The following is a 21,681-nucleotide window of genomic DNA, read 5'->3' as shown; positions in this document are numbered from 1 at the left end:
CTGTAGACTCCCTGGTGACGGAAGGATACTCGTGACGTACGCGAACGGACAGATTCCCGCATCCGAACTGGTGCAGGCGGCTAACGGCGCACCCGGGCAGGTGCTCGAGCGGCAGACGGCTGCCCAGTGGGCCGCGATGGTGGCGGCTGCAGCCTCGGACGGCATCACGCTCCGCCCCGCGGCAGACGACGGCGTACCGTCCTGCTACCGCGACCTCGCCGGACAGCGGGAGGCCGACCGTCGCGCGAAGGCGGGCGGCCCCGTCGCCGCGACCCCCGGCTTCTCCAACCACGGCCTCGGCTGCGCCGTCGACGTCTACATGGGCGCCGGCGTCAAAGCGTGGCTCGACAAGAACGCCGCCCGCTTCGGCTTCGACAACGTGCAGGGCAAGTCGTCCGGCGAGAGCTGGCACTGGGTCCGCACGGTCATCGTTGGCTCCACCATCACGCCCGGCTACGGCGCCGGGGTGCAGACCAAGCTCAACGCCAAGGGCTACAAGCTCGCCGTCGACGACAAGATCGGCGCCACCACGGTTGCCGCCCTACGCGACTTCCAGAGCAAGAACGGCCTCACGGTCGACGGCCTCTTTGGCCCGAAGTCCGAGGCCGCCCTCGGCGGTGCACCGGCGGTCGCGAACCCCGCGCCCACCGCCTCTGGTCGCCCGCAGATCAAGAAGGGCTCGAAGGGTCAGGACGTCAAGGACCTGCAGACCCGACTCAAGACCGTCTACCCGCTCTACGCTGGCAACCTCGTGCTCGACGGTGACTTCGGCTCGAACACGGACGCCGCGGTGCGGGAGTTCCAGCGTCGCGCCGGCCTCTACGTCGACGGGATCGTGGGCGACAAGACCTGGAAGGCCCTCGGTCTCTGACGTGGGCGACGAGACTCCCAAGGACTTCACCGGCCTCGCCGTCGCAATCGGCGTGGTTCAGGAAGGGCAGCGCAACATCTTGCAGGCGTTCACCGACTTCAAGGCCGAGCAGGTCAAGGCCGTCGACGACGTGCGCGCCGAGAACGTCACCAACCGCACCGAAATCGAGGGCGTGAAGACGCGCCTCACCGTCATCGAGTCCAGGGAGCGCCCACGCGCTCCCTGGTACGTCGTCGTAGGCGGCATCGCCGCGATCCTCGCCGCGTGCGGAACCGGCGTCGGCCTGTTCGTCACGCTGTCGCAGCTCGCATCCGCGATCGCCAAGTAGCCGGCTAACTCAGGAGGACCAGCTTGCACGACCCCAGGGCCATCGACCTGCTCAACAACCAGGAGTTCCTGGACGACCTGCGCGGAGACGCCCCCCAGGCCGCCCTCGCACTCAAGTGGGACGTGGCCCAGGCCACCATCTCGAAGTACCGCAACCGGCTCCGGGCGCAGGAAGCGGAGGCCGCCGAAGCTGCCGACGACCAGCCGGTGCGCGACGTGTTCGGGCAGGACGAGAAGGGCAACCTCACCTACGAGGTCGTCTACAACCGCATCCTGCCGCTGAGCTGGTGGCTCGACAAGCTCCGCAAGGACGGCCACGACCCGGAGCAGTTCACCTACTCGTTCGGGCACTCGGTGTGGAATCAGCACACCAAGAACCAGGTGACCAAGACGCTGTACGCCAATCGCTTCTCGGCCACCCGCAAGCCGGAGGCCACGGCAGGCCCTGCCTGGCAGCCGATCGACCGCGGTCCTGCGCTCAAGGTGAAGGCACCCAAGCCGCGGTCGACGGCGCTCGGGGGACAGTGGAAGACCGCGGTGCTCGCGGCCGACACGCAGATCGGCTTCCGTCGGCTCGACGACGGCTCCCTGGAGCCGTTCCACGACGAGGCGGCCATCGACATCTTCCTGCAGATCGTCGCTGCCGAGCGGCCGGCACAGACTGTCGTCATGGGCGACATCATCGACCTTGCCTCGCAGTCACGCTGGGCACAGGAGGCCGGATTCGCTCTCACCACGCAGCCGGCCATCGACCGCACCACCCTCCTTGCCGCCGAACTGCGCTCCGCCACCCCCGGCAAGGTCGTCTGGATCGAGGGCAACCACGACAAGCGGATGCAGAACTTCGTCGAAACCAACGCCGTCTCCGCGTTCGGCCTCCGCAAGGGCAACATGCCGGAGTCCTGGCCGGTGATGAGTCTGCCGAACCTGCTGCGCCTGGATGAGTTCGACGTCATCTACAAGGACGCCTACCCGACGTCGCACTGGTGGGTCAACGACCAGCTCCGCTGTGAGCACGGCACGAAGGTCCGCAGTTCCGGGTCGACGGCCGAGAAGTACACGAACGAGACGCCGCACTTCTCGCGTGCGTTCGGCCACACTCACCGCCTCGAGGCGCAGTCCAAGACGACCTACGACCGTCTCGGCCCGATTCGCTCGGTGGCGATCAACCCCGGCTGCCTCTGCCGTGTCGACGGCGCGGTCCCCAGCGTCAACGGTGCGATCGGTGCCGACGGGCGCTCGGCCGAGGTCTTCGAGAACTGGCAGCAGGGCGTCGCCGTGATCCGCTTCAAGGAGTCGGGCGAGTTCCACTTCGAGCTGCCGCAGATCATCGACGGCTTCACGATCCACCAGGGCCAGCAGTTCCGCGCGAGCGCTGAATTTCTGGATTAGCGGGCAGAACCGCGAGAGAATTACGAGGCCATGAACGAGAACAGCAACGAGACCGCGGGCGGTTACTTCGTCCCGACCGACCCGATGGACGCACTGCAGTGCGATTCCTGCCAGTAGAAAGAGAGCGCGTGGGCAAGCACGAAATCACCCCTGACGGCATCGACAAGCTCAAGGACATCGTGGAGGGCGCCAGCGAGAACGGCACCGTCGATGCGGTGGCCGACGTCGTGGAGTCGAAGCTCCCCGCGAAGGCCCGCGCCGCGATCTACGAGACCGGCAAGTGGCTCGGCGCCGTGGGCACGGTCGGCGCGACCGCCGCCGGCTTCCTCGACGGCCAGCCGGCGCTGTACGTCGCGTCCGTCGCGTCCCTGCTGCTGGCGATCAGCAGCTTCATCGCCAAGAGGCACCTGTCCGCCTGACCGCCCGACCAACACGAAGAAGCCCCCGGCACAATGCCGGGGGCTTCTCGTTTGCCAGCTATCGCGCAGGCGGCGGGTGGATCGCCATGAGGGTCGGCATGTGCCGCTGGGTCAGGGCGTACGCGATGGCGTGGCGGGCGCTGTCGCGGTCATGACCGGCGCCCGGCCAGTAGTAACCGAGCCGTCGGAGCAGCTCGTCCGGCGCGTGGGCCTTGTAGACGTTACGCTGGTAGTAGAGCGGCAGCCCCAGCTCCGAGCAGAACACGGCCAGCGCTCCTTCGATGTGCAGCGGGGTGATGTCCGGCTTCGCTGTGCGGCCGTCGAGGATGAACGACTCCGACACCACGAAGTCGAACCCGGGGTCCGAGTCGTGGATGTCTCGCCACCACCGGATGAACCCGTGCAGGCCGCCGGGGATCATTCCGTGGTCGATCGGCTCGAGCGGGCCGTCCGCCGGCAGGAGCCAGGTGGACCAGCCCGTCGTCCCGCCAGGGTCGAGCACGAGGAAGGTCTCAAGCCTGCCGCTCATCCGCGCACCGGCCCCCACTCGGGGTGATGGTCGACGACCCACTCGCCGCGCCGGCGGATGCCTCGGTACTCGGAGCGGAACGGCTCCCTGGAGCGCTGGAAGCAGACCTCGAGCCCCAACTCGAGCGCCTCGGCCTGGGTCATCTCACGGTGCACGCCGGGGATCGCGAGCAAGTCTGCTTCGATCTGCGCGTACTCGTTCTCGAGCACGGACCTGACGAAGGACTCGATCGCGCCGTCGAAGCGCGCGGGGCAGCGCTCCGCGGGGTGAGACTGGCGGATCGTCTTGAATCGACCGAGCGGGTGCTGGTCGCACTCCTCCACGGGCTTCGAGACGAGTCCACACGGCTCTTGCGGGCACGGGCAGTCGTCCTCCATCCAGTGACCCTCGAAGGAGCGGCCGTAGTGCCAAGCGCTCACGATACGGCCTCCCGCCCAAGGATCAGCCCGAGGCGGTCGTGAAGCAGGCCGGCCTCCTCGTAGGTGAGCTTGATCCGGTCGCTGTCGTGATCCTCGTCCGTCAATGCGACATGCACCCAGTGACTCGGGTCGAAGCTGGAGTCGCTGTCGGCGTCCACGTCGAGGGACGCCGGATGTACGGGAGCGTAGGGCGGGAAGTCATCGAGCATCGGCCGATGCAAGCTGAGCGCGATGGTCTCATTGGTGCGGTCGACGAGGCTCATACCGCCCCTCCCTTCTCGAGGATGAGCACGGAGCCCATGCGCTTCGCGAAAATGTAGCCGCTGCCACCGGCCGGCCGCCAGCCGTCGACCTCCAGCCAGTCGACGAGCACCGTCGGGTCCGGCGTGCCGTACGATCCGCGCGAACCGAAGCCCGTCACCCGCGCAATGCGGAGGTGTGCGAGGTTGCCCTCGCGCATCGCAACGACGAGCTTGTCGCCGACCTCCACGTCCGCACCTCTCATGTCCTTCATTCGGCACCTCCGGCGAGGAACTCGGCGATGTCATCCCAGCGATCGGCGACGTGCTTCATCTCGGCGATTGCAGCGTCCTCCTCGGCCATCCTCGCGTCCCACATCTCCTGATCGACCTCGCCCCGAATCTCGTCCTGGAGGATCTGAATGAGCAGCTCCGGCCGGAGAGCGTCCAGCTCCCAAGAACTGCTGCCGTACTCCTGGATGTAGCCCTTGGCGCGCGAGTCGCTGAGCTTCGCGGGGTTCGGCGGCGGGTTGTAAGCCTCGATCTGGTCCCAGTTCAGCGCGAGGCGACGCACCTCGACGCTGCCGCCCGCGAAGAGGCTGAGGCGCTCCTCGATATCTCGGGTCATGTCGATGCCGGACGGGTCGTGGTCGCCGATGTGGAGAATGAGCGGGCTGTGCCCCTCGGCGATGTAGTCGCCGAGACGGTTGTAGCCCGCGTCCCACATCTCGGACGCGCTCATATACCCCTTGCATGCGAGGTAGGGGACGCGCCACTCCTGCGCGGCGCGTTGAGCGACCTGCTCGAGCGCCTGCTTCTCGACCCAGACCTCGATGCGGCGTTCCTGTCCGGCCCACGGGTCGAGGGTCCGCTGCCAGCGGGTCTTCTCGATGAGGGACTGGATCGTCGGAATCTCGCGACCGAACCAGGCTGTGTTGCCCGCGTTGCGGGTACGGTCCTCCAGCAGGTCCCAGTCGAATCGGCCCCCGAGTCGCCCCATGGTGATCGCATTGCCGAGGTTCTTGTAGGACCGTTCGCTGTTCGGGAAGAGGTTCTGCGACACGCCCTGGTAGTAGAGCTGTCGCAGCGTGAGGTCGAGCCCGCGACTCTTGTAGTCGCGCGCCACCGCGTCGGCCCATCGGATCAGCGCTGCCGTCTCGGGCTTCGGGTTGTAGTCCTGGTAGGCGATGTAGGGCATCAGGCCACTCCCATCTTCTGTCGGGCCGCGATAAGGCGGCGGAACTCGATTGCTGCCGGCGTCGGCCGGATCACGTGGCCGTCGACGAGGGCGAGCCGTCGCTTGGCGAGGGAGCGGCCGACGCGCAGGGTCTTGTCGCCTCGGCCGCCCGTCTCGATCAGCGGGCTATCGGTGGCCGCCACGCGCTGCAGCTTGGCGTACAGGTCCATCTCGGCGCGGTTCAGCGCGCGCCTTCTCCACCAGGCCATCAGTCGACCACCTCCTGCACGTTGCGGCGGACGAGGACGCCCGTGTGGGTCTCGACGACGAACTCCTCGTCCGAGGCGGCGAGGATCGCGTCCGCTCGCGCCTTGTCGCGCTCAGCGCCCTTGCGAAGGGCGGCGATCATTTCGGCGCGTGTCTTGCGGCCGTAGTCCATCAGCCCCGCGCCGGACGCGGGGTGGTCGGTGCGCAGACGCACGGTGGTCATCCGCTCGCTCATGCCGCCCGCCGCTCTGCGCGCAGCTCGACCCACTCGGCCACGGTCATGCGGCCGCGGGGCAGGCGGATGGTCTCGAGCATCGGGTCGTCGACCAGGAGCTCAGCGAGCTTCTCGGCGATTCCCTTCCACTCCTCCAGCTCGCCGACCGCGGACTCCTGCAGCTCCTCACGGTCCAGCCGCTTCATCTCGCCGGAGATGTCGGCCAGGTAGGTCTCGACGTGCGCGAGCAGGTTGGTGACCTTCTTACGCCACTCGGGGACGCCGCCCTTCTGGAATCGCTTCGCGTATCCGAGCTGCCGCTCGAGCGACGACTTGAGGGCGCGGAGCTGCTCGTTGGTCCGGTCGATGCGCTCGGGTTCGAGCATCAGGGTCCACACGCGGCCGTCGTGCAAGGCGACCTTCGTGAGGATGTCCTGATACCTTCTGTCGTCGGCGCCGTCGAGGTCGGCGGCCTCGATGTTGATGGCCTGGATCATGCTGCTTCGTTCTCCTTCTTCTTGGTGGTGCGCTTGGGCTTCTCCACGGGCTTCGCGAGCTGCGCAACCCATTGGTTCATCCACGTCTTGAGTTCGGTGGCGTTCTTCATCTCTGCTCGATGGAGCCTCTGCTCTGCGCCGTCGTTGTAGTCGTATTCCTGCTGGCCCGCGATGATTTCCATGCGCTTCACGCGCGCCTTCCATGCCCACTCGGGCTCGTCCTTCACGCGCTTCAACTCGTTCGCGCTCGGGGTGTAGTCGTACCGCAGCTCGCGGAAGATGCCGACGGGATCGGCGACCTCGCTCCACTGGTACTTTCCGTCGTAGTAGACGGCCTTGAAGCCGAGCCGCGCGCGCCGGTCAGGCAGGCGAGCCCCGATTTCGAGGACGAGGTGCTCCTTCGCTGCGTAGCGGACGTCGCCGGCCGCGTGGTTGTCGTTGGCGTGCTTGAACAGGACGGCCGGGATGTAGAGCATGTAGGCGTCGATCCGCACGTCCCAGCTCATTGAGCGGGCGGCGTTGACCATCCAGTTCGGGGACTGCGGGAGCTTCTCGGGGACCTCGGCGGGCTCGGTCCTGGCGATCGGCTCCTCGTCGTCTTCCTCTTCGAGGACGGCAACGTCGAAGATGGGCTCGAGGTCATTGACCTCATCAGCGGAATCCCACGCCACGGCGCTCCCTCTCCCTCTCCTTCTCGAGGAACGTCTCGGTCTGGACCATGAGGTCCCATCCGTTTACCTCGTCGGTGATGTCCCGGATGCCGGGGAGGTACTGGCCGAGCCACTCGACTTGTGTGAAGCCCTCCTCGACCGGTCGGGCCTCGTCGAGCACCCACTCGATCCAGAACGCCAGCTCCTCCTTGTCGCGCCAGTTGCGCACCTTCGCCGCGTCGCAGAGGAACGGCGGCGGCCCGTTGAGTGCGAGGACTCGCGTGGGGTTGGCCTGCACTCCTTCGCTGATCTGGACCTTGAACTGGAGCCCGTCTCGCGCGCAGAGGTACTCCTTCGCCTCCTTGATCGCCTGGACGACGATGGGCGGCACTGGGTACGGGTGGCAGGCGAGCGGGAGGACGGGTACGGCATTCGACATGGGGCCTCCTATCTGTTCTCGAGTTCGTCGATCCGCTCTCGCAAATCGGCGATCGTCTCTTCGTATTCGCGGCATCTTCGGCTGAGCCTGGTCACGAGGTCGGCGCCGGCGGGGTGGGCGCCCATCGCGCTCACGTCCAGGGCTCGCCTTCGATCCTTCTGACGATGCGGCGGACGGTGTTCTTGTGCTGGCAGAGCAGGCCGCCGATCATGTCGAACGTCATCCCGTGCTTGGTGTGGGCGTCGAAGATCAGCGTCTTCGGCTTGGACTCGGAGAGTCCGGCCTTGGCGAGCTGGATTGCCGTCGGGAGCTGGTCGACCTCGAGCTGGCGGCATCCCCAGCCTTCGGCGCGGCCGGCGTCCTCGAACTCCTGCGCACGCCCCTCGAGCGCGTAGGTTGTGAGTCCCAGCCAGCCTGCGACCTGCGCGGTGGTGAACACCCGATAGCCGAGCAGCTCCTCGGCGGCCGTGATCTTGTCGCCCCGCTCCGTGTAGTCGGCGCGGACGTGCTGCAGCGCGGTCTCCAGCGCGCGGAGCCTCGTGCGGCGCACCGCCTCGTCGACCTTGTACTTCGCGGTCATGCCGCCATCCTTTCCGTGTCTCTGATGAGGTTGATGGTGAAGTCGCCGGTGATCGGCCTGGTCTTGGTGACGCGCCTCTCGGCGACGAGCTGGTCGATCCACTTGTTGACCTCGAAGACGGGCTCCGAGAAGTGCCTGTAGACCTTGTTCAGCTCGAGCTTTCCGCCGCGCTCGGCGACGAGCTTCTCCACGGCGTCGACCTTCTGCGCGAAGTCGGTGTCGGTGGTGAGCTTCGCCATGATGATCGCGGCGGTGAGGAACTCCTCGCTCGCGTGCAGGGCGATGAGAACGTCTCTCTCGCTCACGGTGACACGGGCTTCGGAGAGCGCTACGAGCGCCGCCATCTTGAGTACCTGGTTCGGGAATCGGGCCGCGTACGGCTTGAGGGCCACCTGGTTCGGCCTGGTCTTGAGGTCCGCGCGCATGCGCCTCATCGCGGCGTTGAGCCGGGCGAGGGCGTCCGCCTCGAACTCCATCTTGATCGGGTCGTCGCCATAGCGGCCCTGGAGCCTTCTGCGGGTGTTCTGCCATTCGGCGGCGAACTGACGCGGCATGGCGTTGTACGCCGCGTCGGCGTCGCCCTCGATCAGGCGGACGTCGAGGTCCTCTTCGGAGGGCTCGATGTTCTCGCCGATGACGAAGAGCGCGCGCACCAGGAAGCCGGACTCCCACAGCGAGGTGTTCATGGCCTTCCGCATCTTCTCCGAGGTGCCCTGCATGAGGAGCGAGAAGGAGGTGGTGGCGGCCTTGCCGCTGATTTCCTTCTTCGTGCTGCGCAGCGAGGCGCGGACCTTGCCCTCGTAGAACTCGGTCCATCGGGTGATGAGGTCGCCGCGGAATCCCTTGGAGCCGCTGAGGTCGCCCAGGAGGCCGTGAGCCTCGTCGATGACCTGGTAGCTCGGCTTGCCGTCGCGGCCGATCAGGGCGTCGTGCAGGGCCTCTGTGGTGGCGTCTGCGCCGAGGTTCACGTCGTCGTCTTTGAAGTAGGCGTCGATCACGCTCTCGGCCTTCTCGAGAGCCTCGGTCTTTCCGGTCGACGAGTCGCCGATGATGAAGCCCCAGAGGTTGACGCCGAGCTTCTTGCCCTCGCGTGGGATGTACGCGAGCATGCCGAAGACGACGGACAGGTTCATCCAGACGTGCAGGCGGTGGTAGGGCATGTTGGCGAGCTTCACGGAGTCGCGTACCCACTCGAGGTAGCGGGTGCCGATCCACCGGTACTTGTCGGGGTCGGCGAACATCGCCTCGCGCTCGAGTCGGGTGAGCAGTTCGAGGCGGTCGACATCTCCCAGCTCGACGGGCACGTCGAGCGTGTCGGGCTCCTGAGTCGGGAGCCCCGTGACCTGCTCGTTCTGGAAGTCGCGGATGTGCTTCTTGGCTTCCTTCCACAGCGTGAGGCGACCATCGTGCTCGCGCATCAGCATCTCGGCGGCGACCGAGCCTGCGGTCAGGGAGAACGCCTGCTGGATGTCGAGGCCGGCGCGCAGCGACTCGAGCATGATCTGTCTGCGTCGATCCCAGAAGGCGCCGTCCGTGTCGCTTGCCGGCGGCGTCCACACGAGGTCCATGAAGTCGCGCCCACGGGAATCGGTCGTCGGCACTCCTTCCTGCGCCTTGAAGAGCGGCAGCAGGCCGGGGATGTCGTCTTCCTCGCCGGGCGGCGGCGCGAACTGGCCGATGGTGCGCTTCTTGGCGTCCTCCCAGTAGAGGATGACCTTGTCCTCGCCCCAGCTCGGGTAGGTCGGCGTGTGGGTGAGCAGGATCGTGAGGGCGGCGTCCTCGGTCATGGCGTAGTCGTTGGAGTTGACCATGCGGGAGAGCCACATCGCCTGGTCGCGCACGGTGTCGTGCCATCCGGCGCCGCTGGCCCAGACGGAGGGGAGGCTCTGGAGCTTCTGGATGATGTAGGCGACGCCTGCGCGCTCTCGCTCGTGCGCCTCCTCGACCTTCTCCTCACGGGTCGGGGCGACCTGCGTGTAGCTCTGCTTTTCCGGGATGATCGCCATGAGTTCTGGCGGAGCCTCGGGGGCCTCGGCGATCGCCTCGACGTCGCCGCGGTACGTCCCGGTGCCGAGCACGGAGCCCGGGCCGGCGGCCTGTCCGCCGACGCCGCGCACGTCGACCTTGTGGTGGAGCTTCTTCTGGTTCGTCTGCACCTCGAAGCCCTCGGGGGCGCGGTAGTAGACGTGCATGCCGCCGTTGGGCGTCATCACTTCGACGCCGGGCTGGAAGCCTTGCTCGCGCCACCAGGCGATCGCCTCTGGTCCGTCGAGGTCGATGACGAAGAGGCCGTCGTAGCCCGTGCAGATGCCGTAGTTGGACTGGGGCTTCTGCTGGAACCAGGCGTACACCTGGTCGACGTCGGTGGATGCGGCCTCGGTCCAGTTCTGGACCCAGGGAATCTTGCCGACCGGGGTGAGCGGTACGACCTTGAGCCCCGACTCTGCTGCCAGGGCTGCATAGTCGACGATCGCGAGGCTCTTCCTCTGCACTACTGGGGGTTCCTCTCGATGAGGCCACACCCCCACCCGTTCGGGTCAGGCAGGGGTGTGGCGGCTTGGTGAGCGTCCTCGGCGGGGTTCGAACCCGCGGCCTCTGTCTCGTTCGCGCCGGCGCCGGCGACTCAGTGCTCTGCCTGCTGAGCTACGAGGACGATGGGACCGCTGCGCATCTCGACCGGATCGTCTTTACCCACATGGGGAGTGATGATCGGTGCGCAGCGGCCCGATTTAGCTGGCTACTGCTAGACCGTCTGGGTGGCGGCGGCCCAGGGGTCGGTGGCGGCACCCGGCGCGCCGGCGGCGGCCCACGGGTCGACCGCGGCCTGCGGGGCGCCAGCGGCGGGGGCGGTGGCGCGCGGCACGCCGCCCTGGATGCCACCGGCGGCCGGAGCGCTCGCCCGCGGCGCGCTCGACGACGCGGACGGCGCGTTGATGAACTTCACCGTGTTGCGCATCGCGTAGAGCGGGTTCTGGGCGGCCTTCGCGGCCTCGTCGGCGTCCGCCGCGTCGAAGCGGGTGTCCGCCTCGACGCCGAGCACGAGCTGCAGGCGCTTGTTCAGCAGCTCCCGGTCGGTGATCTTCTTCACGGTGTCGTCGTCGAGCTGCTCGAGGGAGTAGCCGAGGGCCTTCATCAGGCCGATGGTCAGGTACGACGGGACGAGGCCGCCGTTCTTGTCCGACCAGACCTCGAACTCCTCGGGGATGTTCGCGAAGAAGTTCCGGTTGGCGTGCTGCTCGCCTTCCGGGATCACGAAGCGCATGCGGAGGACGCGGATGCGGGCGTTCGGGGAGTCCTTCTCGGTCATCGGCTCGCGCTCGATGTAGCCGATGTCCTTCTTGCTCGGGACGATGGTGACGTTGACCCTGCTGTTGTCGGGGAGCGCCGGCTGACGCCCTCCTCCGTTGCCGCCCTTGTTGAAGGCGTCCATAACTGCCTGGGACAGTGCCATGGTGGTGTTCTCTCTTTCGCTGTTGGTGGTTAGGCGACGGCCGGGGTGTTGGCCTGGGTGAAGGCGTCGATGACGCCCTGGCTGGCGGCGATCTTCTGGTCGATCGCGGCGAAGAGCACGGGGAGCGAGAAGTCCCACATCGGGCCGTCGAAGCCGTACCGGTTCTTCACCGTGACCTCGGCCGACTGGCTCATGTGAGCGACGAGGTGGGTCTGGCGCGGCTCCTCGTCCTCCTTCTCCTGCCAGGTCATGTACGCCACGAGGTCCGGGATCGAGGCGACCGACTCCTTGGCCGAGCCCGCGAGCTTCATCGAGAGCTTGTCGATGCCGGTCTTCTTGTCCTTCTTCTCCATGCCGTGCGAGAGGACGAGGCCGAACGGCTTGCCGTGCTGCAGCTCCCACAGGATGTCCGTGGTCCACGGCGCGAGCTTGCCGTAGGCGCCCTGGGTGTCCTGGCGGCCGTCCTGGGTGCGGGTCGTCGCCATGAAGAAGTCCTTGCCGATTTCCTGCAGGGTGTCGAACGTGTCGATGATGATGACGTCGACGCCGAAGGCCGGGGAGAAGAGCGCGCCGACGTGCTTCTGGCCGTTGTCGTCCTTGTAGCCGAGGAGCTTGTCGAGCTGCCCCTTCGCCTTGATCGGGTCTGTCTTGTCGATCGAGAACCGCGTGATCTGTCCGCTCTGCACGGCGTGCATGATCTGCGGGTCCTGAGCCCAGACGCTCGTGCCCTTCTCGACGTCGATGTAGGCGATCTTCGCGTTGCGGAAGAGCGGGACCTTGATGATGCCGCCGGCGAGCGTGGTCTTGCCCGCGCCGGCGTCGGCGATGATGGCGATGCAGGAGGGCAGGCCCAGCTCCACCGAGTCCTCGACCTCGAGACCGATCAGGTCGGCCAGGTCTCCGAGCGAGCGCTGCATGACTGCGGCGGGCGCCTCGGCGGCGGGCGTGGGCTCCGGGGCGGCCGGGGCGGGAGCCTCGGGAGCCGGGGCGGGGGCGGTGGTCGTCATGGTGTCAGTCACATTTCCTCCAGGTCTTTGACGATAGCGATTTAGCCAGCAATTTCAAGTTGGTCTGCTGGCGACCATACAGCACCACAAGATGTTGTGGTCAAGCTCAGGGCGAGCCGCCGATCCAGTCGCAGTAGGGACTGATGCACTCGATGACTTGCGTGTTGGGCATGGTGCAGGCTGCCCGACACCCGGGGGCACCGGAATCCGTACTCCGGGTCCCCCGGCTGGGGCAGGGCGTCTCGAGTGGTCATCGCCAGGCGTCCAACTCGAGTGCGCTCATGGTTTGCCGGCAATCTGTGCACACAGGGCACGTCCGGTCCTTGGTCGACTGGCCGCAGCGGGGGCAGTCGCCGGTGTAGTGCTTCCTAGCCATCCGTCGAGAGCGCGAGCTGGCGCCGCACGTCGGCGAAGGACTGGTAGGTGATGAACTGCCCGTCCTCCCAGACCGGCTGCAGCTCCGAGACGGCCTCCAGGGCCGGCGAAGCCTCCTGGATAAGCGTCAGCTCGCCGTTGGAGCGCACCACCGCCAGGCGGCCCGTGGCGCTCTTCTTGAGGCCGTTGTCGGTCTTGGGCGCCTTCTGGATGTTGCGACCCTCGCCATCCACCACGACGTACGTCGCCTTGATCGCGGACCCGAAGGTGTCGCGGGTGACGTACTGGTAGGTGTACGAGCCGACACCGAAGACAATGTTGCTCGGCGCGAATCCCTTCGCCTCGAGACGCTCGATGATGTCGCGCGCCCGGTCGATGGTGATGCTGTCGCCGTAGATCGCACCGATGTGCGGGTCCAGCACCTTGAGGCCCTTGACCGTCGTACCGCCGAAAATCTCCCACAGCAGCTCGATCAGGCCGGCCTCTTCTGGGGTGCCCGCCGCGTCGTTGTAGCCGCGCTTCGTGCGCCGCGTGCCGCAGATGATGTCCGCGGGATCGCCGGAGTCGGGGCGGATCACAACCTTGCCGTCGCGCTGCATGATGTCGTGGCGGAGCCGCGGGAGGATACTCATGACGACGTGCCAGAGGTCCCAGGTGTCGGAGACGATCGAGACGATGCCGCTGGGGTACAGCTCGAGCAGGCGCTCGTACGTCTCTTCCTCGTCGTCCTGTCCGCCAGCGCACATCACGCTGTGCTCAGTGGCCGGCACGCTGCCGAGGATGAGGCCGTTCGGCAGGCCGGTGTGCGACGGGTAGAGGTCCGTGCGCCACGGGTTGTCGCCGTAGTAGGTGTCGATCCACTCGAGGGAGGCGAGGGAGTCGCTGCCCTTGAAGCTCAGGAGGTGGCCGGCGCCGGATGCGGCTGCCGCCTCGGTGCCGGGCATCCCGCGGTAGGAGAAGTCGTGGAGCTGGAAGTCCACCGCCTCCTTGCTGCCACCCGTGCGCTCGGCCGCGTCGTCGAGCACCTTGCGGTACTCGCGGGCGATCGTGGCGCTCGTCGACGGCCCCCACACGGACGCGCTGAGCACGGTCTCGATGTAGTTGGTGAGCCAGAAGAAGTCCGGGTGGGTGTTCTCGACGGTGAACGACGGGACGCGCAGCGGGACAGGCGTGCCCTCGGGCACCGCGGCGAAGCGGAGCGGGATGTGACCGAGCTGGTGGAGTGCGCGGATATGGTCGGAGCCGACGTCGTTCGGGCCGAGGATCGACGCGACGGCGCGCTCGTAGGCCAGGGCCACAGCGTCCTCGTCGGCGGCGAAGAACGCCTTGAAGCCGTCCATGAGGTAGCGCTGCAGGAACGCCTGCAGGCCGAAGTGGACGACGTGCGTCACACCGGGGATGCGGCTGCCGCGGTTGGTGAAGTTCGAGTACACCCTGCTGGTCCCGGCGGGGTACTGCCGCCGGTGGTCGAGCTTGTAGGCGTCGGTCTCGAGGAGGGGCGCAATGGCGCTCACAGAAGGGCTCCGTTCATGTAGGGGGCGAGGGAGATGCGGGTGAGGAAGTTGGCGGGGACCGGCAGCCAGTCCTCCTTGAGCAGCGGGCTCGAGAACGAGTCGGTGGTCCAGAGGTGGCCGAAGCGGTGGCGCAGGGCGGGTGCGGCGCCGGTGAAGACGCCATGCGTCACCCAGAGGTCGAGTCGCTCTCTGGGCACCCCGGTGGCGGCAGCGAGCCCCATGAAGGTCCCGCCGCCGTCGCAAATGTCGTCGACGACGAGGAACTTGCCGTCCTCGGGAAGAGGCTCGCATGAGAAGCCGGAGAGCTTGCCGGTGGCCTCGTCGCGGTGCTTCTCGGCTTGATAGACCGGGAGCCCACAGATGGCGGCGACCGCTTCGGCACGGCGGCGCGCTCCCTTGTCGGGGGCGATGATGCCGGTGTGGCGCTGGGCGTGCTCGTCGCGGTCGGGGCGTCCGACGACCTGCCGGCGGATGATGGGGGCAGAGTCGACGACGGCGAGCCGCTCGACGAGGTTCTCCATGACGGGCGAATGCACGTCGACGGCGACCACCTTGTCGAGCTGCAGCTCGTTGAGGAACTTCGCGTAGACCTTGGCTCCGAACGGGAGCCCGCGGTCGGCGCGGGCGCCCGGCAGGTAGGGAATCTGGGCGACGGCGCGAGAACCACGCTGGTGCACGGCGTCCGCCCACATCGCCAAGGTGAACAGGTCGGCCGGGTCGTGACCGTAGAGCCGCGCCACCTCGGTGAGCGACCCCTTGCCGGCGTTCTCGTTAGCGATCTTGACGTGCGACTCCCCTGCCGGGAAGCGCATCGCCTCGAACGTCGGAGTCGTGACGAAGCCCGTCCCGATGATTGTCCTGAGTTCGATCACGCGGCCACCGCCGGGACAGCCCACTCATCGACCGCGGTGATGGTCGGGGCCTCGACCGTGACCGACGCGCGGGAGAGGCGGGTCTCCTCGCTGGAGCAGACGAGGCACAGCGGGTGTGCCATGTAGTCGAGCGGCTCCTTGCTGCCGTCGTCGAGCGCCTTGGCCTTGGCCTGCGCCTCCTTCCAGATGCCTGCGGCGTAGTCGCGGCTGTAGACGAAGCGGTGGGCGGAGATGCCGCGGGGCGCGTTGACCTCGAAATAGCGGGCTGTTCCGATGTTGTCGACGGTCATGGCGGAGTCGCGGGCCACGAAGTTGATGAAGAGCAGCTTGACCGTCTCGCCGCCCAGCTCGAGGGCGTACCCGTAGAGGTGGAGCTGGCGGAGGTACTGGGTGATCTTGTACTGCGCCATGGCGATGCCTTCGGCGTAGGCGCGCTCGGAGACGCCCTTGCTGGCCTTGCGGTAGACCTCCTGACCCTTGCTCGGGCCGGACTTGACGGTGGTCAGCTCGTAGACCACGACGAACTCGTGGTCGCGCCCGAAGATGGGGCCATCGCCGCGCATGATCGAGAGCGCGTCGCGGAAGTAGGCGAGGTGGCGCAGGTCGGTGTTCTTGATGTCGGCGACGGTGCGACGGCTGGGGAGCCAGAGGTCGGTAGTCGAGGTGATGGTGCGGCCGGGCAGAAGCTCACCGAGGCACACCGGCTTCTCGGGTGCCATGCCCGGGTACATCCAGCCGAGCTTCGCCAGGTCGTCGCCGAACTGGTTGGCGGTCTCGGCCGCCTTGTCGAGGTTGCCCTGGGCGTGCTTGTGGATGGCGGTGCCGATCACTCGGCCGCCCCAGGCGTTGTCGAGGATCGGGTCGCTGCGGTCGACGCCGACCAGCTCGAATGCCTGGCACCGCTCGCACGGGTTGGACAGGTTGGATGCGCCGACCTCGATCTGGAGGTCGCGCTCGGTGGTCGGGTTGAGCGCCAGGACCATCAGGTCCCTCATCTCGTCTTCGGTCATGTCGTCGTGTGACACGCGGTGAAACTCCTGTTCTAATGGGTGGGGCCGGGGAGGCAGCTCGTAGGGAGAGCTGCCTCGCCCGGCCGATTCCTTCTGCGCCTTCTGATGGTGGTCGCTCCTCAGTTCGATTGGGTTCACTGGGGAGCAACTCACCTCCTACGCGAGTTTTGCCAGAACACGGGTCCTCCTCTCCGGTCGGGGCGGTCATTGTGTGACTGCCTGTGACTATCAAGGTATGCCGTTTAGCGGGCTAACGCAAGGGGCAATTGCCCACTAATTTCATTCAGCCTGCAGAACGCCGTCGATCCAGACCTGGCCGCCCCACACTCCGTCCGCCACTCCGGGCGGCAGATTGTGGGCGAAGGCCCGACACGCTTCGAGCAGCGGGCAGGACTCGGAGACGCCGGCCACACCAGCGCAGAGGCGCTTCGCGCCCTCCGCGGTGGGCCGCTGGCTCGGCTTGAAGCCGATGTAGTACCTCCAAGCTCCGGGCTTCCGGCACTTCAAGTCGACGCTCTCCTCGTGTGCCTGCTGGAACTCCCGGTCTGCCTCGTTCCTCACGTAGTCGCGGGCCTTTCGCCTCGCGACCCCCGTACCGGCACCCATCAGGGCTCCCGGGTCAGGACGTCGTGGACCGTCTGCACCAGGTGCAGCGGAACCACGTCGGCGTACCCCTCGACGATCTTCGAGGTGTAGCCGGCGGCGGATCGTACGGTGGTCTCGAGCGACTCGATGCGCTCGAGCCGCCTGCCTGCCTGCCGCTCCTCGAGGTAGGCGCGGGCGGACAGGTCAGGCTCGGAGCTGGCGCGCTTCTTCCGCCAGTCCTCGTAGCCCTCGATCAGGTCGATGGCTTCATCGTCGGTCAAGTGGGTAGCCTTCCTCTTCAATCTGGAAACCGACGTATCGCGGGCTCGGTGCCCGCTCAGTCACAGACTCGGCCCCCTGTGGGTCGGGGGCCTCCTCCGGTGTTGCGGTCGGGCTGCGCTCGATGCGCAGCTCGAAGGACAGTCTCAGGCGGATGACTTCACCCCGCCCAGTCGGCCGTGGAATCCGGCACTCTCGGTGGATTTAGTCGCTCCAGCACGGCTCGACGCTCGGCCTCGAGCTGGGCGATTCGCGTCTGCTCCTTCTCGCTCAACCGCGAGTGCCCCATGTCGATGTGGCGAAGCTTGTTGGTTCGCGCCGTCGCGAGGCGATGGTCGATGCTGCGCAGGAGGCGCTTGTCGAGGCGGCGGGCGCGGCGCGCGGTGGCGCTCACGTTCTCGCCTCGGGCTTCCGAAACACCTTGCTGGCGGCGACGTCGACGACGAGCGCGAGCAGGAACGGCGCGGAGCCCGAGATGACGCATCCGACGATGAGCTGAGGGAAGTTGGTGGCCGTCGAGACGCCGACCGTGTGGAAGATGTTCACGACCGAGCTGATCGAGGCGAGCACGGCGATCCAGACCCAGGTCCAGAGCACCTTCTCACCCTCCTCCTTGTCCATGAAGAGCTTCACGGTGAAGGCGATGATCGCGCCGTCGTACATCAGCGGCGCGGCGGCCTTGAGCCAAGGGTTCTCGTCGCCGATCGCCCACGAGGCGGCACCGTAGAGACCGGTGAAGCTGGTGAGGAACGACGCGGCCGCCATGAACGCGGCGAGCACGAGGAGCGTGACGAGCACGAAGATGTGCTGGGCCGAGAAGCGGCGGAACTTCTTGGACTCGTCGACCTGCTCGCGTCGGAGCTGCTCGAGGCGCACGGCGCGCTCGGCTCGCTCGAGTGCCGTCCGGCCGGGGGCGGGCTTCTTCTTGGCCGCGCGGCGGGTCGCCGGCGGCGTGGTCGGCTCAGGGGCCAGGGTGATCGGCGTCGGGGACGCAGTGGCGGTCGACGGCGCGACGACCGGGGTGAGCGTTGCGGTGGCGCTGCTCATGGTTCTCCTTCCAGATAGCGGGCTAAGCAGCCCGGCGCATTGAGGCGTTGATCGACGCCTGGTTGGCGTCGTGGCGGTACATGATGCCGAAGTCGATGGTGCCGTCGGCGAGGAGCTTGACGTGTTCGAACGGCCCATAGTCGAGCGTCATCCCGGGCCGGGCGCAGCGCTTCACGAACTGCGCATTCTCGAGGTTGTTCTCGCTCTCCTCGAGCCAGATCATCTTGGAGCAGGCCCGCTGCAGGCCGTCGGTTCCAGTGCCGATCGAGGGGATCGTGCAGAAGAGGTAGCGGGCGGCGGGATCGCGGGCGATGAACGCCTCCTTGACCTTCGCGCGCTCGTTCGACGACTTCTTGCCGTGCCACTCGACCGCGCCGTACCCGAACTTGCGGAAGCGCTCGGCGGCCATCATCACGAACTCGATCGAGACCGCGCCGATGACGATGGGCATGTTGGCCCAGATGTTGTCGACGATGTGCTTGGTGACGTTGAGCTTGGCGCTCTCGCACATCGGATCGAAGCCGATCCGCCCGTCCTCGAGGAAGCGCATCTCGCCGAGCGTCGCCGTGCGGAGGCGCTGCCGCTGAGTGATCGGCAGGTCCGCGATCAGCGGCTCCTTCCCGAACGGCGTGTGGGCGTCCAGCCACGCCATTGACGTCTCCTGCAGCGATTCGTACTGCTCGCGCTGCCGCTCGGTGAGCTGGACCGTGAGGATGCGCGGAGCCGGCACGGGGTCCGGCTCGTCGCGGATGTAGCAGGGCAGCGTCTTCACGAACGCGCCCTCCTGCTTCTCCCCCACGACCTTCTCGTTGTCGGCGTAGGGGTTGTCGCTCTTGATGATCGAGCCATCCTTGCGAGTGATCGGCTCGGTCTTGCACCACACGCCCTTCCAGCGCACGAAGGAGCCGTCGATCAGCTTGGGCCACAGCCACTTGCAGACGCGCCACGCGCCGGTGAAGCTGTTGCCGGCGAACGTGCCGGACAGGCCGATGCGCCAGTCGGACTTGATCGAGTAGATGGTGCGTGAGGTCTGCGACTTCCGGTTCTGCATCTTGTGCACCTCGTCGAAGATCACCGCGTCGATGTGGCGGCCCTTCGTGTTGAGGCGGCGGCCGATGAACTCGGTGTGCTGGGAGAACGTCTTGTCCTTCCACTCCCCCGTCTTCTTGTCCTGCACCTTGATCGGCTGGTCGTGTTCGTCCAGCTCGGTGACGACCTCCCAGTCCTTGCTGACGAGCCACTGGATGCCCGCGAAGTACACGCCCGGCTTCCCGGCCATGAAGTCGTCCCAGTTCTTCTCGCCGTCGACGGTCTTCGAGTTCATCAGCTTGACCTCGACGGCGCCGCCGGACTGGTTGAAGAAGGACTCGGCCCACTGCTTGCCGGTGTCGCGGATGCCGACGATGAGGGTGCGCTTCCAGTCCGAGCGCAGCACGATTTCCGTGCCCATGAGCGTCTTGCCCTTGCCCATGTCGTCGGCGATGAGGGCGGCCTGTGTGGGCTCGTTGAGAACTCGCTCGATCTTCCACGCCTGGTCCTCGCGCGGCTCGAGGCGACGCGGGACCGGGGTGGGCTTCTTCGCTCTCGCCACCTACGCCTCCGGGTTCTCGTCCGGCGCGGCGTCGAACAGCTCCTTGCACTCCGGGCAGACCGGGTACTTCTGGAAGTCGCGTGTCGGGCAGTCCCACTTGCCGCACGCCGCCTGGATCGTCGCGCCCTCGAAGAAGGCCCGCTCGATGTCGGTCTTGCGGTAGTAGTGCGCGAAGCGGTCGTGGTCGCCGCCCTCGGTGTCGATGGTGCGCGTGTCCTCGTCGGCGCGCTCCAGGAGGTCAGGCATCTCGCCTCTCCCATTCGTTGTAGGCCCGAGCGAACTCAGGCGTGTCTTCCTTGCCGTGCTTCACCAGCTCATCGAGGTAGTCGTCCAGCTCCTGCTGGGACATGCCCTTCGGGTCACTCACTGACGGCCCCCTCAGCGGTGACCTGCTGGGCCAGCTCGACGTAGCCCTCGAAGTCGCGGTAGTCCTTGGTGGTGACCCGGCGCAGTGCGGCCTTGGAGGCCCCAGCGTCGAGAGCGAACTGGATGGCGATGGCGGCCTCCTTGCGGCGGGCCTCGGTCTCCTCGGCGATGCGCGCCTCGGCTTCGGCGCGGATGCGCTTCTTGAGGGCCGGCAGCTCCGCCACGCTGTTGCGCCACACTCGGCCGGCCTCGTCGATCGCCTGTTCCTTGTCCATGAGGACAGATTCTACTGTCGCCATCGTCACGGCGATCCCCCTCTCGTTTGCGGGCTATTCGCGCCAGGCCATCTCGGCGCTGCGGTCGTATTCGGGCTCGGGGTCGAGTCCGTACTTGTCAGCCTGCTCGTCCAGCCAGGCGTCGTACGCGCTGTCGTCGATGTCATCGAAGTCCATCTACGCGGCCTCCATCTCGAAGTGGTCAGGGGTCTTGGCTCGCAGGTACAGCTCCAGCTCGTAGCCGGTGAGCCGCTGCGGGCGGAAGAGGGCGATGAAGTCGGCGAAGTCCTGATCCGACTGCTTCACCGCCGGGGGCACCGGCGCGCCGTAGTCGAGAGCGGCGAGTCGGCGGTGGGAGGCGGAAGCCTCGTGGCGCTTGCGGTGGCCCTGCGTGCTCTTCACGCAGCAGATTCCGCAGTACCAGGGTTTGAGCCTCCAGCGGTCTTGAGCGGCCGTCACTACGCGCTCCTCTGGTAGGCGTCCAGGTCGTAGAAGCCGCTCTCCATGATCGCGGAGGCGCGGCGGGCGCGCTCCGAGAGCCGGTTGAGCCCCGTGCCATTCGGCGATCGGAGGGGCTGCCCGCCGGGTGCGTTGTCGGGGATGTCCAGCCCGAGCGACTCGGCGAGGGTCAGGCCGGGCTTCTTGTAGGCGTGCTCGCTCTCGAAGATGCTCACGGCTTCGGGTTCGCCTTCACCCAGGCGACCACGCGGTCGTGGTTGGCGGTGTCCGCGAAGAGCCACTGGGTGACTCCGTGGATGGCGGGGACCATCGGCGTCGGGTCGATGAACCAGGAGTCGTCTTCGACTCGGTGGAACGTCTCGTAGAGGCCGCTCCACAGCTCGGGATCGAGCCGGTCGATGTCGGTCTCGGCGATCTGCTGCGGGTCGAGCTTGATGAGCAGGTCACCAGCGATCCACTCGATCTGGACGTCGACCGCGGCGGCCTGTGCTTCGGCTTCGGTCTCGGGCGTCTCGGCTGGGGCGAGCAGCAGGAGGTAGTCCTCGAGCGTGCCGGGGTTCTTGCTGCTGACGCGGCGCAGAGCCATCTTGGTCGCGCCGGCGTCGAGCGCCGCCTGGGCGGCGGTCGCGAACTCCAGCCGGATAGCCAGCATTTCGCTCTCCAGCTCCGTCTTGACGCGCTTGGCGATCGTCGCCTCGAGCGTCTCGCGGGCGGTCTTGTGCTTGAGCCACTTCTTGCCGGCCAGCTCGACGGCGGCCTCGGCTTCGGGTGTGAGCTTCCTCACGGGGTCTCCTTGAGTGTTGGAATGGGAACAGCGTACACGATTTTGC

At 67.1% G+C, this 21,681-nt stretch carries 33 protein-coding genes and 1 tRNA gene; 4 read left to right on the top strand and 30 right to left on the bottom strand.

The window, feature by feature from the left end:
• Positions 1–31 precede the first annotated feature (31 nt).
• From U870_RS23135 to U870_RS0110075, 4 genes are all read left to right on the top strand, one after another.
• Entirely contained in the window at positions 32–871 is an 840-nt protein-coding gene (locus U870_RS23135) for a peptidoglycan-binding protein (RefSeq protein ID WP_025157268.1), read from the top strand.
• A gap of 1 nt (position 872) precedes the next feature.
• Positions 873–1,199 carry a hypothetical protein gene (locus tag U870_RS22525; protein ID WP_025157267.1) on the top strand — a complete coding sequence of 109 codons (327 nt, stop codon included), beginning with the start codon at positions 873–875 and terminating at the stop codon, positions 1,197–1,199.
• Positions 1,200–1,222: 23 nt separating this feature from the next.
• Positions 1,223–2,590 (top strand): metallophosphoesterase, encoded by a 1,368-nt coding sequence (locus tag U870_RS0110085; RefSeq protein WP_025157266.1) that lies wholly within the window; start codon positions 1,223–1,225, stop codon positions 2,588–2,590.
• Positions 2,591–2,718: 128 nt separating this feature from the next.
• Positions 2,719–3,009 carry a hypothetical protein gene (locus U870_RS0110075; protein ID WP_025157265.1) on the top strand — a complete coding sequence of 97 codons (291 nt, stop codon included), beginning with the start codon at positions 2,719–2,721 and terminating at the stop codon, positions 3,007–3,009.
• A 58-nt stretch (positions 3,010–3,067) separates the two neighbouring features.
• Here U870_RS0110075 and U870_RS0110070 read toward each other — a convergent pair whose 3' ends face one another.
• From U870_RS0110070 to U870_RS0109920, 30 genes are all read right to left on the bottom strand, one after another.
• Positions 3,068–3,538, bottom strand: coding sequence for a hypothetical protein (locus tag U870_RS0110070; protein ID WP_162819130.1), 471 nt, complete (start codon positions 3,536–3,538; stop codon positions 3,068–3,070).
• On the bottom strand, positions 3,535–3,957 hold the full coding sequence (locus U870_RS22515) for a hypothetical protein (protein WP_043709852.1): 423 nt from the start codon (positions 3,955–3,957) through the stop codon (positions 3,535–3,537). Before U870_RS22515 ends, U870_RS0110070 begins: the two co-directional genes overlap by 4 nt.
• Positions 3,954–4,220: a hypothetical protein gene (locus U870_RS0110060; protein WP_025157262.1), complete on the bottom strand. Its 267-nt coding sequence runs from the start codon at positions 4,218–4,220 to the stop codon at positions 3,954–3,956. The genes U870_RS22515 and U870_RS0110060 overlap by 4 nt, the downstream gene beginning before the upstream one ends.
• Entirely contained in the window at positions 4,217–4,471 is a 255-nt protein-coding gene (locus U870_RS0110055) for a hypothetical protein (protein ID WP_025157261.1), read from the bottom strand. The genes U870_RS0110060 and U870_RS0110055 overlap by 4 nt, the downstream gene beginning before the upstream one ends.
• Entirely contained in the window at positions 4,468–5,394 is a 927-nt protein-coding gene (locus U870_RS0110050) for a hypothetical protein (protein ID WP_025157260.1), read from the bottom strand. The genes U870_RS0110055 and U870_RS0110050 overlap by 4 nt, the downstream gene beginning before the upstream one ends.
• Positions 5,394–5,642, bottom strand: a complete 249-nt coding sequence (locus U870_RS0110045) for a hypothetical protein (RefSeq protein ID WP_025157259.1) — start codon at positions 5,640–5,642, stop codon at positions 5,394–5,396. The genes U870_RS0110050 and U870_RS0110045 overlap by 1 nt, the downstream gene beginning before the upstream one ends.
• Entirely contained in the window at positions 5,642–5,863 is a 222-nt protein-coding gene (locus U870_RS0110040) for a hypothetical protein (protein ID WP_025157258.1), read from the bottom strand. The genes U870_RS0110045 and U870_RS0110040 overlap by 1 nt, the downstream gene beginning before the upstream one ends.
• An 8-nt stretch (positions 5,864–5,871) precedes the next feature.
• Positions 5,872–6,351, bottom strand: a complete 480-nt coding sequence (locus U870_RS0110035; protein ID WP_025157257.1) for a hypothetical protein — start codon at positions 6,349–6,351, stop codon at positions 5,872–5,874.
• Positions 6,348–7,022 carry a hypothetical protein gene (locus tag U870_RS0110030; protein ID WP_025157256.1) on the bottom strand — a complete coding sequence of 225 codons (675 nt, stop codon included), beginning with the start codon at positions 7,020–7,022 and terminating at the stop codon, positions 6,348–6,350. The genes U870_RS0110035 and U870_RS0110030 overlap by 4 nt, the downstream gene beginning before the upstream one ends.
• The gene (locus tag U870_RS0110025) at positions 7,003–7,440 is read right to left on the bottom strand and encodes a hypothetical protein (RefSeq protein ID WP_025157255.1); all 438 of its coding nucleotides are present in this window, start codon (positions 7,438–7,440) and stop codon (positions 7,003–7,005) included. Before U870_RS0110025 ends, U870_RS0110030 begins: the two co-directional genes overlap by 20 nt.
• A gap of 130 nt (positions 7,441–7,570) precedes the next feature.
• Complete coding sequence (locus U870_RS0110015) at positions 7,571–8,020, bottom strand: hypothetical protein (RefSeq protein WP_025157254.1); 450 nt, start codon at positions 8,018–8,020, stop codon at positions 7,571–7,573.
• Positions 8,017–10,512: a bifunctional DNA primase/polymerase gene (locus U870_RS23130; RefSeq protein ID WP_025157253.1), complete on the bottom strand. Its 2,496-nt coding sequence runs from the start codon at positions 10,510–10,512 to the stop codon at positions 8,017–8,019. The genes U870_RS0110015 and U870_RS23130 overlap by 4 nt, the downstream gene beginning before the upstream one ends.
• 73 nt (positions 10,513–10,585) lie before the next feature.
• Positions 10,586–10,673: transfer RNA gene (locus U870_RS0110005), tRNA-OTHER, on the bottom strand.
• Positions 10,674–10,763: 90 nt separating this feature from the next.
• Positions 10,764–11,471 (bottom strand): hypothetical protein, encoded by a 708-nt coding sequence (locus U870_RS0110000; RefSeq protein WP_162819129.1) that lies wholly within the window; start codon positions 11,469–11,471, stop codon positions 10,764–10,766.
• A 29-nt stretch (positions 11,472–11,500) separates the two neighbouring features.
• Positions 11,501–12,478, bottom strand: a complete 978-nt coding sequence (locus tag U870_RS0109995; RefSeq protein ID WP_025157251.1) for an AAA family ATPase — start codon at positions 12,476–12,478, stop codon at positions 11,501–11,503.
• A gap of 368 nt (positions 12,479–12,846) precedes the next feature.
• Positions 12,847–14,367, bottom strand: a complete 1,521-nt coding sequence (locus U870_RS0109990; protein WP_240183669.1) for a nicotinate phosphoribosyltransferase — start codon at positions 14,365–14,367, stop codon at positions 12,847–12,849.
• Positions 14,364–15,239 (bottom strand): phosphoribosyltransferase family protein, encoded by an 876-nt coding sequence (locus U870_RS0109985; protein WP_162819128.1) that lies wholly within the window; start codon positions 15,237–15,239, stop codon positions 14,364–14,366. The genes U870_RS0109990 and U870_RS0109985 overlap by 4 nt, the downstream gene beginning before the upstream one ends.
• The gene (locus U870_RS0109980; RefSeq protein ID WP_162819127.1) at positions 15,236–16,264 is read right to left on the bottom strand and encodes a hypothetical protein; all 1,029 of its coding nucleotides are present in this window, start codon (positions 16,262–16,264) and stop codon (positions 15,236–15,238) included. Before U870_RS0109980 ends, U870_RS0109985 begins: the two co-directional genes overlap by 4 nt.
• A gap of 264 nt (positions 16,265–16,528) precedes the next feature.
• Positions 16,529–16,810 (bottom strand): hypothetical protein, encoded by a 282-nt coding sequence (locus U870_RS0109975; RefSeq protein WP_162819126.1) that lies wholly within the window; start codon positions 16,808–16,810, stop codon positions 16,529–16,531.
• 44 nt (positions 16,811–16,854) lie between these two features.
• The gene (locus U870_RS0109970; RefSeq protein ID WP_025157246.1) at positions 16,855–17,115 is read right to left on the bottom strand and encodes a hypothetical protein; all 261 of its coding nucleotides are present in this window, start codon (positions 17,113–17,115) and stop codon (positions 16,855–16,857) included.
• Positions 17,116–17,273: 158 nt separating this feature from the next.
• Positions 17,274–17,507 (bottom strand): hypothetical protein, encoded by a 234-nt coding sequence (locus U870_RS0109965; protein WP_025157245.1) that lies wholly within the window; start codon positions 17,505–17,507, stop codon positions 17,274–17,276.
• Positions 17,504–18,160, bottom strand: a complete 657-nt coding sequence (locus U870_RS0109960) for a DUF2637 domain-containing protein (protein WP_025157244.1) — start codon at positions 18,158–18,160, stop codon at positions 17,504–17,506. The genes U870_RS0109965 and U870_RS0109960 overlap by 4 nt, the downstream gene beginning before the upstream one ends.
• Before the next feature lie 22 nt (positions 18,161–18,182).
• Positions 18,183–19,751 carry an SNF2-related protein gene (locus tag U870_RS0109955; protein ID WP_025157243.1) on the bottom strand — a complete coding sequence of 523 codons (1,569 nt, stop codon included), beginning with the start codon at positions 19,749–19,751 and terminating at the stop codon, positions 18,183–18,185.
• Positions 19,752–19,997 carry a DUF3039 domain-containing protein gene (locus U870_RS0109950; protein WP_025157242.1) on the bottom strand — a complete coding sequence of 82 codons (246 nt, stop codon included), beginning with the start codon at positions 19,995–19,997 and terminating at the stop codon, positions 19,752–19,754. It lies immediately after the preceding gene.
• Positions 19,990–20,118: a hypothetical protein gene (locus tag U870_RS25045; RefSeq protein ID WP_275886602.1), complete on the bottom strand. Its 129-nt coding sequence runs from the start codon at positions 20,116–20,118 to the stop codon at positions 19,990–19,992. Before U870_RS25045 ends, U870_RS0109950 begins: the two co-directional genes overlap by 8 nt.
• Positions 20,111–20,392, bottom strand: coding sequence for a hypothetical protein (locus U870_RS0109940; protein WP_025157241.1), 282 nt, complete (start codon positions 20,390–20,392; stop codon positions 20,111–20,113). The genes U870_RS25045 and U870_RS0109940 overlap by 8 nt, the downstream gene beginning before the upstream one ends.
• A gap of 54 nt (positions 20,393–20,446) precedes the next feature.
• Entirely contained in the window at positions 20,447–20,569 is a 123-nt protein-coding gene (locus tag U870_RS25040; protein ID WP_275886601.1) for a hypothetical protein, read from the bottom strand.
• Positions 20,570–20,794 carry a hypothetical protein gene (locus U870_RS0109930; protein ID WP_025157240.1) on the bottom strand — a complete coding sequence of 75 codons (225 nt, stop codon included), beginning with the start codon at positions 20,792–20,794 and terminating at the stop codon, positions 20,570–20,572.
• Positions 20,795–20,850: 56 nt separating this feature from the next.
• Positions 20,851–21,066: a hypothetical protein gene (locus U870_RS0109925; protein ID WP_025157239.1), complete on the bottom strand. Its 216-nt coding sequence runs from the start codon at positions 21,064–21,066 to the stop codon at positions 20,851–20,853.
• Positions 21,063–21,635: a hypothetical protein gene (locus tag U870_RS0109920; protein WP_025157238.1), complete on the bottom strand. Its 573-nt coding sequence runs from the start codon at positions 21,633–21,635 to the stop codon at positions 21,063–21,065. Before U870_RS0109920 ends, U870_RS0109925 begins: the two co-directional genes overlap by 4 nt.
• Positions 21,636–21,681 lie beyond the last annotated feature (46 nt).

Source organism: Leifsonia aquatica H1aii (genome assembly GCF_000633535.1).
GTDB classification, from domain to species: domain Bacteria; phylum Actinomycetota; class Actinomycetes; order Actinomycetales; family Microbacteriaceae; genus Leifsonia; species Leifsonia aquatica_A.
This window is presented reverse-complemented; position numbering and strand designations above follow the sequence as displayed.